Annotated in this window: 13 protein-coding genes and 5 pseudogenes; 5 read left to right on the top strand and 13 right to left on the bottom strand. The window is 40.6% G+C overall.

The features are described 5' to 3' along the window. Positions 1-145: 145 nt before the first annotated feature. The 6 genes and pseudogenes from JCM21738_RS09850 to JCM21738_RS24340 form a co-directional block, all read right to left on the bottom strand. Entirely contained in the window at positions 146-1,657 is a 1,512-nt protein-coding gene (locus tag JCM21738_RS09850; protein WP_023626801.1) for a response regulator, read from the bottom strand. Next, positions 1,650-3,512 carry a sensor histidine kinase gene (locus tag JCM21738_RS09845; protein ID WP_023626800.1) on the bottom strand — a complete coding sequence of 621 codons (1,863 nt, stop codon included), beginning with the start codon at positions 3,510-3,512 and terminating at the stop codon, positions 1,650-1,652. The genes JCM21738_RS09850 and JCM21738_RS09845 overlap by 8 nt, the downstream gene beginning before the upstream one ends. A gap of 201 nt (positions 3,513-3,713) precedes the next feature. Beyond that, positions 3,714-5,368: pseudogene (locus tag JCM21738_RS09840) on the bottom strand (type 2 periplasmic-binding domain-containing protein). 210 nt (positions 5,369-5,578) lie between these two features. Next, entirely contained in the window at positions 5,579-6,406 is an 828-nt protein-coding gene (locus JCM21738_RS09835; RefSeq protein ID WP_081742097.1) for a carbohydrate ABC transporter permease, read from the bottom strand. An 84-nt stretch (positions 6,407-6,490) separates the two neighbouring features. Next, positions 6,491-7,377 (bottom strand): annotated as a pseudogene (locus tag JCM21738_RS09830) (ABC transporter permease). Beyond that, a complete protein-coding gene (locus JCM21738_RS24340) occupies positions 7,313-7,477 on the bottom strand; it encodes a hypothetical protein (RefSeq protein WP_156315513.1) in 165 nt (54 codons plus the stop codon). Before JCM21738_RS24340 ends, JCM21738_RS09830 begins: the two are co-directional and overlap by 65 nt. A gap of 299 nt (positions 7,478-7,776) precedes the next feature. Between JCM21738_RS24340 and map the strand changes: the two genes are divergently transcribed. Together map and brnQ are read left to right on the top strand one after the other, a co-directional pair. Next, entirely contained in the window at positions 7,777-8,520 is a 744-nt protein-coding gene (gene map / locus JCM21738_RS09825) for a type I methionyl aminopeptidase (protein WP_023626796.1), read from the top strand. Between the two features lie 715 nt (positions 8,521-9,235). Continuing rightward, entirely contained in the window at positions 9,236-10,600 is a 1,365-nt protein-coding gene (gene brnQ / locus JCM21738_RS09820; protein ID WP_023626795.1) for a branched-chain amino acid transport system II carrier protein, read from the top strand. An 85-nt stretch (positions 10,601-10,685) separates the two neighbouring features. Here brnQ and JCM21738_RS26725 read toward each other — a convergent pair whose 3' ends face one another. Then, the gene (locus JCM21738_RS26725) at positions 10,686-10,808 is read right to left on the bottom strand and encodes a hypothetical protein (RefSeq protein WP_023626794.1); all 123 of its coding nucleotides are present in this window, start codon (positions 10,806-10,808) and stop codon (positions 10,686-10,688) included. A 455-nt stretch (positions 10,809-11,263) separates the two neighbouring features. Between JCM21738_RS26725 and JCM21738_RS24335 the strand changes: the two genes are divergently transcribed. Next, positions 11,264-11,434, top strand: a complete 171-nt coding sequence (locus tag JCM21738_RS24335) for a hypothetical protein (RefSeq protein ID WP_023626793.1) — start codon at positions 11,264-11,266, stop codon at positions 11,432-11,434. Between the two features lie 61 nt (positions 11,435-11,495). Here the strand turns inward: JCM21738_RS24335 and JCM21738_RS09815 are convergent. Together JCM21738_RS09815 and JCM21738_RS09810 are read right to left on the bottom strand one after the other, a co-directional pair. After that, positions 11,496-12,185: pseudogene (locus JCM21738_RS09815) on the bottom strand (C39 family peptidase). Between the two features lie 121 nt (positions 12,186-12,306). Next, the gene (locus JCM21738_RS09810; protein WP_023626790.1) at positions 12,307-12,549 is read right to left on the bottom strand and encodes a hypothetical protein; all 243 of its coding nucleotides are present in this window, start codon (positions 12,547-12,549) and stop codon (positions 12,307-12,309) included. Between the two features lie 425 nt (positions 12,550-12,974). On the opposite strand from JCM21738_RS09810, the gene JCM21738_RS09805 reads away from it, so the two are divergent. Together JCM21738_RS09805 and JCM21738_RS09800 are read left to right on the top strand one after the other, a co-directional pair. Further along, a complete protein-coding gene (locus JCM21738_RS09805; RefSeq protein ID WP_023626789.1) occupies positions 12,975-13,220 on the top strand; it encodes a hypothetical protein in 246 nt (81 codons plus the stop codon). Positions 13,221-13,653: 433 nt separating this feature from the next. Then, positions 13,654-13,977: a BC1872 family protein gene (locus JCM21738_RS09800; RefSeq protein WP_023626787.1), complete on the top strand. Its 324-nt coding sequence runs from the start codon at positions 13,654-13,656 to the stop codon at positions 13,975-13,977. A gap of 49 nt (positions 13,978-14,026) precedes the next feature. Here the strand turns inward: JCM21738_RS09800 and cydS are convergent, their stop codons facing one another. From cydS to JCM21738_RS09785, 4 genes and pseudogenes are all read right to left on the bottom strand, one after another. After that, positions 14,027-14,125 (bottom strand): cytochrome bd oxidase small subunit CydS family protein, encoded by a 99-nt coding sequence (gene cydS, locus JCM21738_RS27705; protein WP_023626786.1) that lies wholly within the window; start codon positions 14,123-14,125, stop codon positions 14,027-14,029. Between the two features lie 10 nt (positions 14,126-14,135). Continuing rightward, positions 14,136-15,160 (bottom strand): annotated as a pseudogene (locus JCM21738_RS09795) (cytochrome d ubiquinol oxidase subunit II). After that, positions 15,157-16,502: pseudogene (locus JCM21738_RS09790) on the bottom strand (cytochrome ubiquinol oxidase subunit I). Before JCM21738_RS09790 ends, JCM21738_RS09795 begins: the two co-directional pseudogenes overlap by 4 nt. A 280-nt stretch (positions 16,503-16,782) precedes the next feature. Then, the gene (locus tag JCM21738_RS09785) at positions 16,783-17,430 is read right to left on the bottom strand and encodes a phosphatase PAP2 family protein (RefSeq protein WP_023626782.1); all 648 of its coding nucleotides are present in this window, start codon (positions 17,428-17,430) and stop codon (positions 16,783-16,785) included. Positions 17,431-17,525 lie beyond the last annotated feature (95 nt).

The following is a 17,525-nucleotide window of genomic DNA, read 5'->3' as shown; positions in this document are numbered from 1 at the left end:
TTTGGCCGAACTTGGGGGCTTCGGGTCGAATTGAAGCTGCACGACTGGATTTTGGCCGAACTTGGGGGGCTTCGGACAAATTGATGACACTCCGACGAGATTTTGACCGAACCTAAACAAAAAAAGAGAGCCTATTCAGCCCTCTTCATCCATTCATTTCCCGATATTCTTTTGGAGAAATTCCTTCAACATCCCTGAACACTCTCGCAAATTGTTTAGGGTTTTTGTAACCAACCATCTCACTGATTTCCAATATTTTAAAATCTGTCTCCTTCAGAAGACGCTTGGCACTTTCTACTCTGACCATTTTTAAGTAGTCTACGAAGTTTTGTCCAATATACTCTTTGAACATATGGCTGAAATAGGAATAATTCAATGAAATGTAATTAGCGACTACAGCTAAATTCAAATCCTTATGATAATTTTCCCTAATATACGCAATTGCCCTATCCATGTACTTTTGCTCAGAATACACGGCTTTCACCTGTTTATTGTATTCATGGATTCTCATCAGCAAATCCTCGAGAGCATGGAAGTATTCATGGAAGTTGTCAAAGTTATAGATATTGTCTATCTTATTTAAAAGCTCGAATGTTACAAGAGATTCTTCCCCTAACCTCTTGAAAAAGCCCTTGAAAATCGTCTCATTGATTTCCTCATTAAGGTTTTCAAGATAATCGATGCTGCTGTGGGCAATGACATCAAAATCCATAACCTGTCTAAGGTTATCTTTAATTTCCTTTTCACGCTCAGTTCCTAGCATATTGGAAATTTTATTGATCATGTCTGCCGGAAGAGAGACTACTTCTGGTTTCTCCTTAACATTCTCATATAAAATGATCTGACGACGCGGATAAAGGAAATGATACTTGATTGCTATGGCTGCCTGGCCATAAGTTTTTTTAAACTCTCTTATATCCTCAGCCTTTTCGCTAATTCCAATGGTAAAAATCGAATGTCTGTCCCTGCCTAGCTGTTCTTTCAGAATGGAGAATTGCTCAAAGTCTGCTGAAATGATTGTCACCCGGCCGTCTTTATCAAGGAACGGAATACTGTCACTGCTTGAATAGAGCAGCTGATTAATCTTATTAAGAAAGTCCTCTCCATCGATACCTCCATCCACTTGAATGATTCCCACGTAGTATCCATCCGGATAAGAATCTATTTTCATCTTCTTATAAAGATCTTCTACATCTTCCTGTTGAATATTAGGATTAAGCAAAATGTAATTCAGTTGGCTGGCACGATAATCATCCAGGTGCTGGTAGGTCATTTTCTGGCTGTTTTCCAGTTCTTCTATGATGGTATTCAAAGTTTTGAATAGCTCTGTCCGGTTTACCGGCTTCAATAAGTAATCTTTTACTTTATGCTTGATCGCTTCCTTGGCATACGTGAAATCATCGTATCCGCTGAGGATCACAATCGATGTTTTTATTTCTTCTTGCTGCTGGAGCTCTTTGATTAATTGAATACCATCCATTTTCGGCATTTTTATATCAGTGATCACGATATCCGGTTTATTTTTCAAAATACCATCAAGAGCTTCCTTACCATCTGAAGCAATGAAAGTTTCAAAATCCGGATATTCCCGCTTGATCATTGCCTGTATACCCAATCGGATATTTTTCTCATCGTCAGCTATAAGAACTTTATACACTTTGGCTGCCTCCTTTCATGATTTTACAAGGCATTTTTATCGTTACCATCGTGAATTCGCCTTTCTCACTTGTCACAAACACTCCATACTCCGTTCCATAGTAAAGCTGGATTCTCTCATTCACATTGTGGATACCTATGCCATTTCCACCTTTAGAACCGGGATTTTGATTATCCGCCCCTGTTTGAATGGACAAGTTGAGCGACTTACATTCTGCTTGTGTCATCCCAACACCATTATCTTTTATCTCTATGATGATATAGTCCTCTGAACATCTTCCATTCACCTGAAGGATGCCTTCGTTTTTCTGGTCGTTTGGAATGATTCCATGTTTAATTGCATTCTCAACGATCGGCTGAAGTGACATCTTCAGAACTTCCTGATCACGCAGTTCATGGGGAACATCAATGTTCAAGGTTATTAATCCATCCAACCGCAAATTCATTATATCTACATAGTTTTTTATATAATTCAATTCTTCATCAAGCACCACAAAGTCATTCTTCCATTTAAGATTGTAGCGCATCATTTCACCAAGCGAGGTCACGGCATCAGAAATAGGGTATTGCCCTTCTATTTCTGCCATCATCTTGATGTTTTCCAGTGTGTTGTAAAGAAAATGAGAGTCAATTTGGGTTTTCAGAGCCTTTAATTCTGTTTCTTTAGCTGTTGCCTGCTTATTGACAGCTTCCGCTATCAATCCATTCATTTTACCAAGGAGACTTTTAAAATGAAATGCCAGCTCCGAAATCTCATCTTGTCCATCAATTTCAACATCTACAGAAAAGTCTCCTTGTTCTACCTGCTTCATTGAATCTTTCAATTTGTACATTTTTTTCAGGAGCAATAAGACCAATACATAGGTGACAAAAGAAAGAATAATAACAAGAAAGATAATTCCGCTAAAAATAACATTCCTAGTCTTTGCAGTTTCAGCATAAAGGCCTTCAAGGGAAATAACATTCAGCAGGTATGCATCCAAATCATCAATATAGGCAGTGATGACAAGATATGGAGTTTCCTTGTTTTCAAATTGAAAACTGCCTGTTCCTTCGTGTTTTGATTTGTTGAATTTAAGTTTCAGATCCTCAGTGTCAATACCCTCATCTTCAAAATAGGTGTGATGGAAATTCCTGATCATGTTGTTATCTTTATCAATGACGACATAGACCGAATCAGGGTCCTGCACTGCCCCGAACATCTTGGGGAAAAAGTTTTTAAGGAACATATTGATTTCAATGATGCCTAAATGTTCATCCTTTGGGTAATCCAATTCCCGCAGCAATGAGATTTTCGCTGTGTTTTGCGATGGCAGCCTTTCAAGGACATCATCTGTCTGCTGGTCGAACCACCAAACTTCCATTCCATTTCTGTTGATGACCTCTTCTCTCCATGGCTTATCCATGATTCGATCTTCTTTAAAAAGTATCGGCCACATTTCGGTTATATATGGATTGGTAGTATACAGGCGGATATTTTCAATCGCCGGGTTATTGGCCTGCAGCCTGGTCACATTCGACAACTCGTTCATTCTGAAATCAATCAGCTGATCAATATTTGCTTCGTTCCTGCTTTTAACAAAGTCTATGAATTCTATGTCCGACACGACCATTTGGGCCGTTCGCCTCATTGATTCAATATTGTTTTTTATATGGATTTTCTCGATTTCAAGAGCATTTTCACTTTTAATCCTGATTTCATTAATCGCTCTGTCATACACGTTACTGGAATAAATAGAAATGAAAATGATAATAGGAATAATGATAATAATGATATATAAGGCAATCAGCTTTTGCTGCAGGGAAAGTCGATCCAGCCAATTTGCAGCCTCTTTAATTTTTTTAAAATAACTCACTTTTTATCACATCCATTATTTATCCACATATAAATTATAAAGCTTATTCATGTTGCATAAGGTGATAAACTGTTGCAATTTAATGAAGGTTTTAAATGAACTGCCCTTTATGTAAAATTAAATCTACTAATAAGCAGGAATAGACTGCCCCTTTAAGAAAATTTAATTCTTAAAGGAACAGTCTCTCCAATGTTATTTTATTTATTTTGCTGCATCAAGTTTCTCTTTGTTCTTTTCATAAATTTCTTGCTGATACTTTTCAACTTTTTCATAGCCGAAAGAATCGCGTTTCTTCAGGAATCCTTCAAAAACTTGATCGAATTCTTTATCGGATTTAGCTAAAAGAAGCTTTGGAAGTGTCTTGCCCCATTCCTGTGCAATCTTGCTTGCTGCTACACCTTCTGCAGAAGTTCCAGTTGGGCTGATGCCATCAAATTCTGCATAGCTGACTGTCTTTCCTTTTGTCCAGTCTTCCATTTGCTTGAATGGTTCAGAAGCAGGCGGTGCCCACGCAAGGCTCATGTTTGTATCCATCAGCATCCAGTATTTGAATGAAGCTCCATACTGCTGGTCAAATGCTGCTCGGTCCTTATTTAATAGGTCCAATACCTCTGGCTTGAATTCAGGCTTGCCGTTCACCATGTCATACGTTTCGCCTTCTTTACCCATGTAAAGGTCCATTTGTCCTTCTTCACTGATCATATAAGTCAGGAATTGAATAGCTCTTTCTTTGTCTTTAACGTCTTTAGAAATCAACGTAACTGTCCAGCCTGAGATGCTGTCACCTGCTAATGCTGGGTCATCTCCATTAGAGTTCGCCGGTCCGTCAACTGCGATATACACTGAATTAGGATCTTTTGCATACAATGCGTGCTGCTGTGCTGCAAGGTCACTGCGCTGGTAAAGCATTGCGAAGTAACGGCCTTGTGAAATCTTTTCTTCCATTTGTGGACGCTTATCGATAAAGATATCCTTCGCAAGAAGTCCTTTGTCATTTGCTGCTCTGAAAGTCTTTAACCATGCAAGATATTCAGGATCCTGCTGCGGTCATAGACCTTACCGTCTTTCTCCATTGGAATAGAAAGGAAGTTCTGCAAATATCCTTCTAATGAAGTGTTTCCTACATCAGTAAATTCATTCAATCCGAATGGAATCAATGGTGCTCCATTCACTTCAGGGAATTTCTTCTTAGCATCTTCAAGCGCCTTCAGGAATCCTTCAGGTGTGCTCATATCCGGGCTGCCAATTGCCTCATACATATCTTTTCTAACAAGGAAAGTCTGGTTAGAAGGCTTAAGGTCTTTATATTTGTCAAAATCCTTTGGTGATGAAGAAGCATTTGGATATCCATACGTATTGCCATCTTCTTGTTTGTACCATTCGATCTTGGTTCCGTCTGCTACTTTATAAAAATAGGGATCATATTGATCTGCAAGTTCATTTAATGGAAGGACAAGCTCGCCCTCAATCATCTTCTTAACAGCATCTTCCCACCAGCCGATTGTGATGAAATCAGGAAGCTTGCCAGAAGCGATCATCGTGTTCATTTTCTCTGCTTCGTTACCTGCTGGTGAGATAAAGTTAACTGACACACCAGTTTTATCCGTTACATACTTGGAAACAGCATCGTCGCCCCACTTATGCGCGAACCATGAAAAGTTAACGTACCAATCAAATGTAATTGGATCCTTATTTCCTTGCCAGCCAGGTGCATCAGCTGTTGCCTTTGGTTTATCCGAGTCCTTTTCATCGGAAGCGTTTTCATTTGTCTTGCTGGAACAGCCTGAAAACAGTGCTAAAACCAATGATAGAACAAGCAATAATGAAAAGCCTTTGGATAAGAATTTTCTCCTCATTTTTTGACCCTCTCTCTTTTTATTATTTTGGGCCACATTACTAAATGTACACTGCTTCGAAAAAGCGGGAAAGGCTTTTTTCCTAAGTACCAGCCTTTCCCAAGGTCAGAAGGGGGTATCCTTCATGAATAAAGCAGGACATATCAATAATGAAGCCTAGATTATTTAAATTTCTTCTATGAAGAAAAATTTAAATCGAAGTTTAGTAGATCAACCTTTTACTGATCCAATCAGCATTCCTTTTACAAAGTACTTTTGCAGGAATGGATAGACTAACATGATTGGAAGTGTTGTAACAACCATCGTTGCCAGTTTGATAGACTGGGATGTGACTGTCTTCGTAGCAATCGATCCTGCTGCATTCGTCATCATCTGATTTGAGCTGGACTCAGCAACAACCTTGTATAAATACGTCTGTATTGGCTGCAGGTCTGGATTATTTACAAAGATGACTCCGGCAAAGTAGTCGTTCCACTGGTATACTCCCTGGAACAATGCGATTGTTGCAATAACCGGCATTGACAGAGGAATGATTACTTTTATAAAAATCATAAAGTCATTTGCTCCATCCATCTTTGCTGCTTCCTCCAGAGAAGTTGGCAGCTCCCTAAAGAAAGATACAAAGATGATTAGATGGAAGAAGTTAAACATTGTTGGAATGATATATACAAGGAAGTTATCAAACAATCCAAGATCCCTGATTAATAGGAAGTAAGGAATCAATCCACCGCTGAAAAACATTGTGATGACACCGACCAGCATGTAGAAGTTCCTGCCGTAAAGGTCTCGTCTCGAAATGGCATAAGCAACCATTGCTGTAAAGAATACGTGTGTGATTGTTCCGATAACCGTTTTGGCAATTGTTACCCCAAATGATGTGACAATACCCGGTGTTTCAAACACAGCCTTGTAGTTTTCTAATGTAAACTCTCGAGGCCACCAGTAAATCCCGCCTCTCATAGCATCAACACCATCATTCAGTGAATTGACGAGAACATACCAGATTGGGTAGATCGTAATGGCACATATAAAGAGCATGATGAGAATGTTAATGTTGTCAAAGATGTATTCGCTTGTTGTTCGCCGGTTCCGTTTAAAAAGTTTAAACACAACCCCACCCCCTTAGAATAAAGATGTTCCATTCAGTTTCTTGACAATCTTGTTAGCAGACAGGAGCAGGATAAAGGCAATGATTGCTTTCAATAAACCGACTGCTGTTGCGTATGAGTAGCGGGCATTTTGCAGACCCATCTGATAGACATAAATATCAATTACATTACTGGCGCTTTCATTCAATGAGTTACGCAGAATCAAGATCTGGTCGAAGTTTGAATTCAAGACACCGCTTACAGCAAGGATGAAAAGAATTGTGATTGTCGGGCGAATTGACGGCAATGTGACATGCCACATCTTTTGGAAGCGATTTGCTCCGTCAATCGTTGATGACTCGTATAGCTCAGGTGAAACACCAGCAATTGCTGCAAGATAAATGATTGCTGACCATCCAAGTTCTTTCCATATATCCGAGAGAATGACGATAGCCAGAAGTTATCAGGTGAAGCAAGGAAATTCGTACGTTCACTGATCAACCCTAAACCTAGCAGGATATCATTTAAGACACCGATATCTGCGAGCCATGTTGTCAAAATACCTCCAAGTACAACCCATGAAATAAAGTGCGGTAAGTAAGAAATTGTTTGAACCGCTTTCTTAAGCTTCATTGATGTAAGTTCATTGAGCAAAAGAGCAAAAATGATTGGAAGCGGGAAACCGATGATTAATTTAATCAAGCTAATTCCGAGAGTGTTTTTCAGGACGATCCAGAAATTCTCATCCTGCAGGAATTCCTTAAACTGCATCAATCCTACCCACGGTGCTTCTGAGATTGTCTTGATGATGCTGTATTCCTTGAATGCGATGATTAACCCATACATCGGGATATAGTTAAAGATGAACATCCACACTACACCGAGAAGCGCCATCACCTGCAAATACTTTTGAGAAATGATTGTCTTTTTTAATTTTTTTGTATTTTTCTTTTTTTGTAGGCTCTACCATTATGGTGTCACTGACTTGTTGTTCGACTGGCTGTTGAATCTTGACTTCCATTTCTTCACCACCTTAGTTGCTGTTGTCTTTCTTGTACCTTTATCATAAAAAAAAGGGCTTACATTTATAAGCCATCGAATTTTGCTTATGGTACCAATTTTTTAGTTTTAGGTTTATTGAGTGAAATATTGATACCATCATGTTGTTATCGTTTTCATAGAATGCAGGATTTTGACACTGTGGCCAGCCAACAGATTCATCCTATATTATCCGCAAACCTAAAGGATGGATTTTCATAACCAAAAAGGATACTCTAATCGTAGAGTTTTTAAATCGATGCGATTGGAAAGGAATATATTATGATTGCGAAAACAGAAGAAGATTTTAACGGCTTGAAGGAAATTGGCAGGATTGTCGGATTGATACGTGAGGAATTGGTCGGGAAGACTGCACCAGGTATTACCACTAAGGAGCTTGATGAAATTGCGGGCAGGCTGTTTGAAGAGCACGGAGCGGTTTCAGCACCGAAGGGAGAATACAATTTCCCCGGCTATACCTGTATTAGTGTGAACGAAGAGGTTGCACATGGGATACCAGGCAGCCGTGTGATCAAAGAAGGCGATATTGTTAATATCGATGTTTCCGGCTCTAAAAATGGTTATTTCGCCGACACTGGTATCTCATTTGTCGTTGGCGAAGGTGATCCTATCTTAACCAAGATATGCGAATCAGCTGTCGAGGCCTTTGAAGCAGGATTAAAAAAAGCGAAACCAGGTTCGAAGAAAAGCGGACTTGGCAAGGCAGTTATGGCAACTGCGAGAAAGAATGGCCTGACTGTGATCAAAAACCTTACCGGACACGGAATCGGCCGCACCATCCATGAAGCGCCTGATCATATCTATAATTATAATGAACCATGGGATGACGAGCTTCTAAAAGATGGAATGGTCATCGCATTTGAACCGTTCATCTCGACTTCTGAGGAAGAAGTCTTCCAAAATGAAAACGACGAATGGACATATGTAACTGAAAACAGCTTTGTCGCTCAATGTGAGCATACCATCATCCTTACTAAAAGCGGACCGATTGTAATTACCAGATAGAATGAACTTTTTCGATTGGACACCTTGCTGCTCAAGGGTTTCTATTTTTTGCAAGATACCTTGTCATTTAATATTAAATTTCCATTTACTTCATATAAGAACCCTTGCGCAATCGCAAGGTTCTTATTTATGCTCGAAGTCAGCTATCCTTATTGAGAGCCAGTCTAGCCATTTAATATAATTAACTCAAAAAATTGAACAGGAACAAGTCTACTTCTGTTCTTTTGATCCTCCACACTTATTAAAAAGTCAATGGCTTTCATTTCTTATCTAGTCAAATACCGTCCTATATCCAGATTCTTCAAAATGGCTTTTGCTTGTTCGATCGACATCAGATTCTCTTCTGAACTCATAATCATACTTCTTAGTATCGAAGTAAAAGTTTATTTTTTAAGCAACGAATTAAACTGCAGGATGTCTTATCCCTTGAAAGAAGACTTCATTATTAAACTGCTTTCCTTCTATTCAAAAATTCTAAAAACTTAATTGACTTGTGAAGAATTAGTATATATAGTAGTGTGTATTATTCTTCTTTTGGGTTGTATGAGAAAGATGGCTCCATTGATTTGTGATAGATTGAACAAGTCTTAACTATCCTTCCATTAGTTAGGAATTCCCTTCCCTGCTTTTGCAGGATATTTAGAAATTTCTCCTGATCCAACTAAAAGAGTGCTTGAACCAGAATTCACAACATCAAGAAGAGGAGACAAGTGTTATGCAGCAAAAAATACCATTTTCAACCTATGCACTGATTGGAACCATGCTCTTTGGAATGTACTTTGGAGCCGGGAATTTAATATTCCCTATTCAATTAGGGCAGCTGGCAGGCACAAACTTCTGGCCAGCATTAATTGGCTTCCTGGTAACAGCCATCGGCCTCCCTTTTTTAGGCATATTGGCGATTGGCCTTTCAGGAAGCACTGGCCTGCGTGATCTAGCCAGCAGAGTACACCCTGTTTTCGGCATCGGCTTTGCGACAGTTCTTTACTTGACGATTGGACCCTTTTTCGCGATTCCTCGGACAGCCACCGTCCCGTTCGTCGTTGGTTTTGAACCATATATTTCTCCAGGACAAGCTGGTTTGTGGCTGGGGATTTTCAGTTTCGTTTTCTTTGCCATCGTTTACTTTTTCTCACTGCATCCTGCAAAGGTGATGGACTACATTGGAAAATACCTTACACCCGCATTTCTCGTGTTTTTATTTTTATTAATTGGCATCTCCGTCATTAAGCCAATGGGCAGCTTTGGAGAACCAAACGGAACTTATACAAACTTAGCTTTTATCACAGGATTCAAAGAGGGATATAATACGATGGATGCCCTTGCCTCCCTGGCATTCGGTATCGTTGTCATTAATGCCATTAAAGGCCAAGGAATAACCAGCACAAAGGATATTGCCAGGGCTACCTTGAAATCAGGTATCTTCGCAATGACATTGATGATGCTGATATACGGACTTATAACGTATATGGGGGCTTCCAGCGTATTGGCTATTGGAACATTCGAGAATGGAGGACAGATTTTTTCTGGAGTCGCCCAGCATTATTTTGGGTCCTTCGGTGCAATCTTGTTGGCTATCATTATTGTTCTGGCATGTTTAAAAACAAGCATTGGATTAATCACGGCCTGCAGCGAGTTTTTTCATGATCTCTTGCCAAAGGTTTCATATCAAAGGTTTGTGCTTCTTCTTTGCATCGTTTCTTTCACAATCGCAAATTTTGGTTTGAACAATATCATCCAATTTGCTGTGCCGGTTTTAATGTTCCTGTACCCATTAGCGATCATCCTTATCTTATTAACTCTGATATCACCGCTCTTTGGAAATAAGCATAGCGTATACGCAGCTTCGATAGCGATGACATTCTTCGTGAGTGTTTTTGATGGCTATAGCGCATTAGTCGCTAATCTGCCAAGTATAAATATTTCATTATTCAATTCTGTTACGTCAATATATGTAGAGTATCTCCCACTATACGAAATTGGACTTGGCTGGATCATTCCCGCGTTCATAGGTGCTATAATCGGCTATATTTTACCTAAAGTGCATTTACCCGTGAAAAAATACCAAAAAGAACTGTAGATTTCTCTGCAGTTCTTTTTTTCTTTTTTGTCTTCAATTTTTTTAAAAAACTTCACGTGGCTATCCTATAAAATTCAGAAGCAAATCATTTATTATGTTTCCTTTGAGATTTTAATGCTACCTTTTCAAAACCATTTCCTCTTTCCTCCGCAAATTCAATATCCGCTATCGGAAGAGCTGTATCATGCTTAGGTTTCTTTTTCGCCATATGATCACCTCCTTTGTATTTCGCTTTTTGGCATAAGAAACCCTCTATGGGACTTTTTCGCGGGTTCTCCCTCGTTTTGGGCTTATAGAATAGGACCTTTTGGCGGGTTCTCCCTCGTTTCGGGCTTATAGAATTTTTCTATAGGACCTTTTGGCGGGTTCTCACTCGTTTCGGGCTTATAGAATCTTTCTATAGGACCTTTTTGCGAAGTCTCACTCGTTTCGGGCTTATAGAATTTTTCTACGTGATATGTTCGCGGTTTCCACCACTTGAACAGATATAATCCCTGCTCACTAAAAGCCCTGGCTTTAGTTTCTGTTCTTTTTAGGCTGATATGCTTTCATTTTCACTAAAAAACTTCGAACGTTTATCAGGATTATGACCGGGTATGTTTTAGATAATAATACTAATAATCCTTTCCAAACCGGAGTTGTTTGGAAGAAAGGGGTATTGTTGTGAAAAAGAAGCTTTTTTATGGAGTCCCATTGGCGCTAGCGCTCTTTATTAGTGGATGTTCGGCTGAGACTGACCAGGAAAATGAACCGCCGGTCGAGGATACTGAAAATGATGTGGAGGATGAAGATTTCAAACTGGATGATGATAAATCAGATAGTGATGGAAAGTAAAACATTCACCTTTAAAAAAATGCTGTTTCTTCAAATAATGAAGGAACAGCATTTTTCATTGTTATCGTTTGTAAGTGATTGCCTGTTTTCCGAACTGCTCCCAGCCTGCGATGAATTCTTCTTTTGAGAGCTTATCGTTTTTACCGCCGAGCGGATCGTTTACATATACGTTGTTGTCGTCGAAACCGGTGACCAAAACGGAATGCCATTTGTAAGTGATTTTTTCCTTGCCTTTTTTCGTATCCCATGTTTCCCAGTGCTTTTCTGGGACAATTGCAAATGTACTTGGGACCAGCACCCAGACTGGCCGGCCATCTGCAACATGTTTCTCCACTTCTTTAAATTCTTCTCCGGTCAGATCCAGTATCTTTCCAGGAAGTTAAGCTTCTCCCAATTCGGCTACAGGGCCATGGTAAACTCCAAGACCAGGCTTGTCCATTGTTTTCATATTGCCGACAAAGCCCTCACTCGGATGTCCTCTCATGCCGTCTTTTTCAAATGGAACTCGGTCGATTTCCTTTGATAACTCCATCTTGCCAACATCCTGGCCCGCATGCTGTAAAAGCATAGCAAGTGTTGTGACTTCGCATCCCCGTTCTAATTCAGGCAATTGAGATATATGGGGAGCATCAAGCTTCACTTTTGATTCACTATTTTCTTTTGAGCTCTGCGTTTCAGTTTGTTGTTTTTCGCCAGAGAATGGCTCCGATTCAGGAGGAGGACTTTCAGCTCCAGAGCACCCGGCAAGCATGATAATCAACGGTAAAACAGCTTTTCTCAACCTTCTTCTCTCCTTGTAGCATTTATTTGCATTTTCCTTTAATTGTAAAAAAACCTTAGTACCGATACGGTTCTAAGGTTCTGTTCCTGCGTTATTCTTCAGTAGACTCCTCGATGATCTGCTGTTCTTCTTCGGTTAATTCCTCGTCATTCTCGGTTGTACCTTCTCTTGGTTCATCAGGCAATTCATGTGTTCCATCTGGTGCCGGAGGAGCTTGTTCATCCTGTTCCATCACCGGATCTTCTTCCGGCGGAGGCTCTTCATTGGCTCCGCAACCGGTAAGCAATAGGCCTGTCCCCAATGTGAATGAAAGAATTAAGTTTCTTTTCTGCATGTTGCCACTCCTTCCTCTCGTGTCTTATTTTACTTATAGCCCATATGGAGACAGATAAACATGTACGAGAGAATATAAAGTATAATATATGGACTGTTTGAACACTGGGAGCTTTTTAATATTGATGATGGAACAGAACTAATGCTTTTAAAATATCGAGCTACGGTGGCTACCCTGGGACTAGTTTGTATGTGCGGCCGGGGAATACTGAAAGAAGGCTCTATTGGACAAGCCGGATAGCTTATTCGCCTTTTGTGTCCATTAGAAGGGCTCTATCGGACAAAAACACCGGCCTTTTCACAATTTTTGTCCGTTAGAAGGGCTCTAGTGTACTTTTTATAATTAGTGGTCATTAAACTGAAGGCCAGCTCTTTTCACAATTTGTTTTCATAGTGGAGAAAGCAACCATATAGCCGGGTGTTAAAATGAAATTAAGTGTACTTGTGCGTATTCCATCGCTGGAAGATGCGAAGAATACTCCATTAACAGATGGCGATCGGTCTAAGATCATCGAAAATCGTAAACAGATGATCATTGGAACAAAAGTAAGAAACGAACTTTTGAGGCTTAGCGAAGTTTACAGGACCGAAGAGTTTATGATTATCAATAACTTGCATAAATTCGAGGATAAGGTTAATACATACGCTTTGTTGGCTGAAGCATTGATTTAAGAAGGGGGAAATCCCCCCCTCCTGTTACTCCTTTAAATCCTTTTTGGTCATGTCACTTCGAATGTTCACATCTTTGGAGATATTTCGCTCTTTATTGTTAGGATATTTGTTTTTACGCTCGCGGTTATCATTACGGTTTGTCATGGCCATCCCTCTTTCTTATTTTTTACGGCTTTTGCCAGAATTAATGTCTTGGTCATTGCCTAACTCACCATTCGTGCGGCCTTTTCCTTAGCAATCTCCCCGCCCAACCTGACATTAGGCTGGCTGATTTCTTTTTCATTCATATTTGTCACCCCCATTTTTAAGATGCTCAAATTTTAAAAATAAAATTTCGTAATTAAATCTTTGTCATTGCACATCGATTCTGTTATGTAATATAATCTTATTAAATAATCTGTTATATAACAATAATTGAGAGAGAGGTAGAAACATGACTAAAACAGATGCTATTGCACGGAGGATTTTGGGATGGAAACTTAACCGATGGGATCGCTGGTATGATTATGAAAAAGGAGTATTCTTCAATGATTCCGAATTCCAGCCGAAAAAGAACCTTGTACATGCGATGCTGGTTGTCGAGAGACTGGAGAAATTGGGCTACAACTTCTCATCCAATGGAGTTTCCGAGGCCGCTTTTAACCAATTCAAAGGTACCGGCGAAAATCTGCCTGAAGCAATCACAAATGCTGCCTATGCCATCATTGAAAATGACTCTGTAGTATCCAGTACTTCTTTGTGGCGCAAGCTTTCATAATGTAAAAAGAGCTGTCAACCGTTAACAAAGGATGACAGCTCTTTTGAATTCATTCCACTTTTTCGTCCTTCCCTGCCAGCCAAAATGACGCGAAAATCGATGCGATAATGACAATGAAAGGTGCGTAAAACATTGTAAATTCAGCCATTTTCCACCTCCTAGACGTGGTCGTTCCTTCTTCCCTGGACATAGTCTTTATTAAATAAAAACAATCTCAGCAGTAAGTACAATGACGGAAGCAGGAGTCCCAGTCCTGCAATGAACGCGGTGATGAGTGCAATCGCCATCGCTTCATTTGTAAAGCTGTCGTATATGCTGATAAACGGATATAACAAATACGGGTAATGGGAAACTCCATAAGCAAAGAAAGCAACAAAGAATTGCCCAGTCAAAAGCCCGAACGCAACTCCGTATGACTTTCGTCTCCCGATCAGATACACTGTTCCTAAAAACAGGATGAAGGAGATGGCAAACAGCCACCATAAATCAACCAGCCTGCTGTAATGCTCCGGGTTATGGCCCTTAAGTTCACGATGATGCCTGTTGCCGTCACGATTGCAGGCACAGACCAGATCAAGGCATATTTCCGCAGCAGTTCTGTTGCCGGTTCATCCTGTGCCTTATTCGCATACCACGTTAAAAAAACGGCAGATATATATAGTACAGCGGCCAGGCTCAGGACAACAATGCTCCAGGTCAGTGGACTGGTGAACAGGGCCCAATAGTCCAATTCTACCCCCGATGCAGTCTCTTCCACAAAGCCTCCCTCCGAAATCGTCAGTACGATCGATAAAGAGGCAGGGATGAACAAGCCAGTAAGTCCATATAAATACGTATATCTCTTGTGCTTCAATCCACCGTATGTCGTGAACGCATAATAAGCTCCGCGGATCGCCAGCAAAACAACTCCAATGCTAGCCGGCACCAGCAGGATTGTTCCGTAATAATAAGCTGTTTTTGGAAAGAATCCGACAATTCCCACGAAGAAAAATACAAGAAATACATTCGTGACTTCCCAGACAGGCGATAAATAGCGCTGAATGATCCCTGTCAGGATATGCTGCTTTCCTCTGAACAAGCTGTATGCATTGAAAAAGCCGGCTCCGAAATCGATGGAGGCGACGATGACGTACCCAAAAAGAAAGAGCCAAAGAACCGAAATCCCGATTATTTCAAGTGTCATTGAAAATCACCTTCCTTCTCCAGTTCCCTGTCTGCCAGTTCCTGTTCAACTGTATTTTTCCGGAACATCCTTGTTAGTACAACGGTGCTGCCAATGGCCAGGATCAAGTATAAACCTGCAAACAGGAGCAGCATCAAATCGACCTGTCCGCTCGTGGTTGCCGCATCCTCAACCTTCATGATTCCTCGAAGGATCCATGGCTGCCTTCCGACTTCAGCGAACCACCAGCCAAGTTCAATAGCTAGCATTGAAAGCGGTCCACCGAAGACAATCAGCCAGCGGTACCATCTTGTCCTGATAAAACTCCATTTCATCCACACACCCACAACATAGACGAGCGATAGGGCCATCATCCACATCCCGATTGTCACCATTCCATCAAATAAATAATGGATATACAATGGCGGAATTTCATCTTCAGGGAATTCATTAAGGCCGATCACTTCTGCGCTAGGATCGCTGTGAGCGAGAATACTGAGGGCATAAGGAATTTTAAGAGCATATTTAACTTCGCCATCATCAAGAACACCATACAACATCAACGGTGCTCCCTCATGTGTCTCGAAGTGCCATTCCGCTGCCGCCAGTTTCTCCGGCTGGTATTCAGCGAGGTATTTACCTGAAAAATCCCCTATGACCGCAGCGGCAATAGAAAAGATAAGACCAATCTTCATTGTTAAAAATAACGCTTTTTATGGTAGATATGATTCGACCCTTTTAAAAGACGGAATGCGCCAATCGAAGCGAGTACAAATGCTGAAGTCATATAAGCAGTCGCCAGCACATGGGCAACCTTCGTCGGCATTGCTGGATTGAACATCGCCAGAACCGGATTGATGTTGACCAGCTGTCCGTTGACAAGATCAAAGCCTTGCGGTGCATTCATGAACGCATTGACGATTGTGATGAACACAGCTGAAAAGGAAGCTCCCACCGCAACCGGGATCAATAGCAGCAAGTGTTTCTTCTGATTTTCAAACCGGTCCCAAGTATATAGATAAATGCCAAGAAAAATCGCTTCAAAGAAAAACGCGAATGTTTCCATGAACAGTGGGAGCGCAATCACATTACCCGCCAGTTCCATAAAATTAGGCCACAGCAAGCTCAGCTGCAATCCAATGGCTGTCCCCGTCACAACTCCGACCGCAACAGTGATGACAAAGCCACGCGTCCATCTCCTTGCCAGCAGGATATAATGCTCATCTTGTTTCTTGATTCCGAGCCACTGAGCGATCATGATCATCAGCGGGATACCCACACCGATGGTGGCATAAATGATATGGAAGGATAATGTAAGCTCCGTCAAGACACGGCTGAAAAAAACTGATTCTTCATTCCCCATTCTTCAATACCCCTTTTCTATCCAGCAAAAATTCGTCCGATAAAAGACAGACCCATGATAGCAGCCACAGTAAAAGCCAGCCACATAAGCACTCTTTCTTGTTTTTTATACATAAACTCACCTCGAAAGTTTGTTCAACAAATCACATTATTGTCCAGTCCCAGCTCTAATCCTTTATATAATATAAATGTGAGAGAAATATGATATGTTGTCCATTTTGGTGTCTTTCATTTTCATTCCCGTTCTCATGCCGGTTGAAACGAAAAAAACGGGTATATTGTCAATGATCCCGTGCTGGTATTTCCAGCTTTTCTTTATATTTTTGAAAAAACCAGATAACAGCCGCGACCCATAGGCTGCTGGCAAGAAAGCCTCCGATAATATCACTTGGATAATGGACGCCTAAATAAACCCTGCTCATGCCAATAGCGAGTATCATAAAGCTGCTGAAGATGATGACAGCGATTCTTCCCATACTGGTTGGGACATGGCGCCAGAGCAGGTAAGCAAGGATGCTGTAAAAAGAAAAAGCATTCATCGCATGGCCACTCGGAAAACTGTATCCACCTATTTCAATCAGTATGTTAAAATCTGGTCGGGCACGCTGAAAATACAGTTTTAGCAACCTGTTCAGAATCGGTGTAATATAAATAACAGACAGGAAAACCAGGATCTCCAGCCTATGTTTTAACACGTAAAAAAGAAACAAAAAAATTGGAATGGTCAGGATGACGATAAATTTTAAGGAGCCAATATAGGTAAAGAATTTCATGGCCACTGTCAGCCCCTCTGCTTCGAGCCCCTGTACCGTATCAATGACAACTCGGTCGAACATAACCAGGTGTTCAGCCTGTACCAGATAAGACATAGTAATAAAGCCGAATAACGAACCAAAAAAGGCGTTTAAAATTTGCGGATTAAACTTCACGAATCAGTTCCCTCCAGTGCTTTTTAAATCACCCTTACTATTCCCAGATCCGCTATATTAAAAAGCCCCTTTCATGATTACCTCATTAGCAAGTT

Source organism: Mesobacillus boroniphilus JCM 21738, from assembly GCF_000517385.1.
Taxonomy (GTDB): Bacteria; Bacillota; Bacilli; order Bacillales; family Cytobacillaceae; genus Mesobacillus; species Mesobacillus boroniphilus.
The sequence above is the reverse complement of the archived record's forward strand: the minus strand, read 5'-3'. Positions and strand labels throughout refer to the sequence as shown.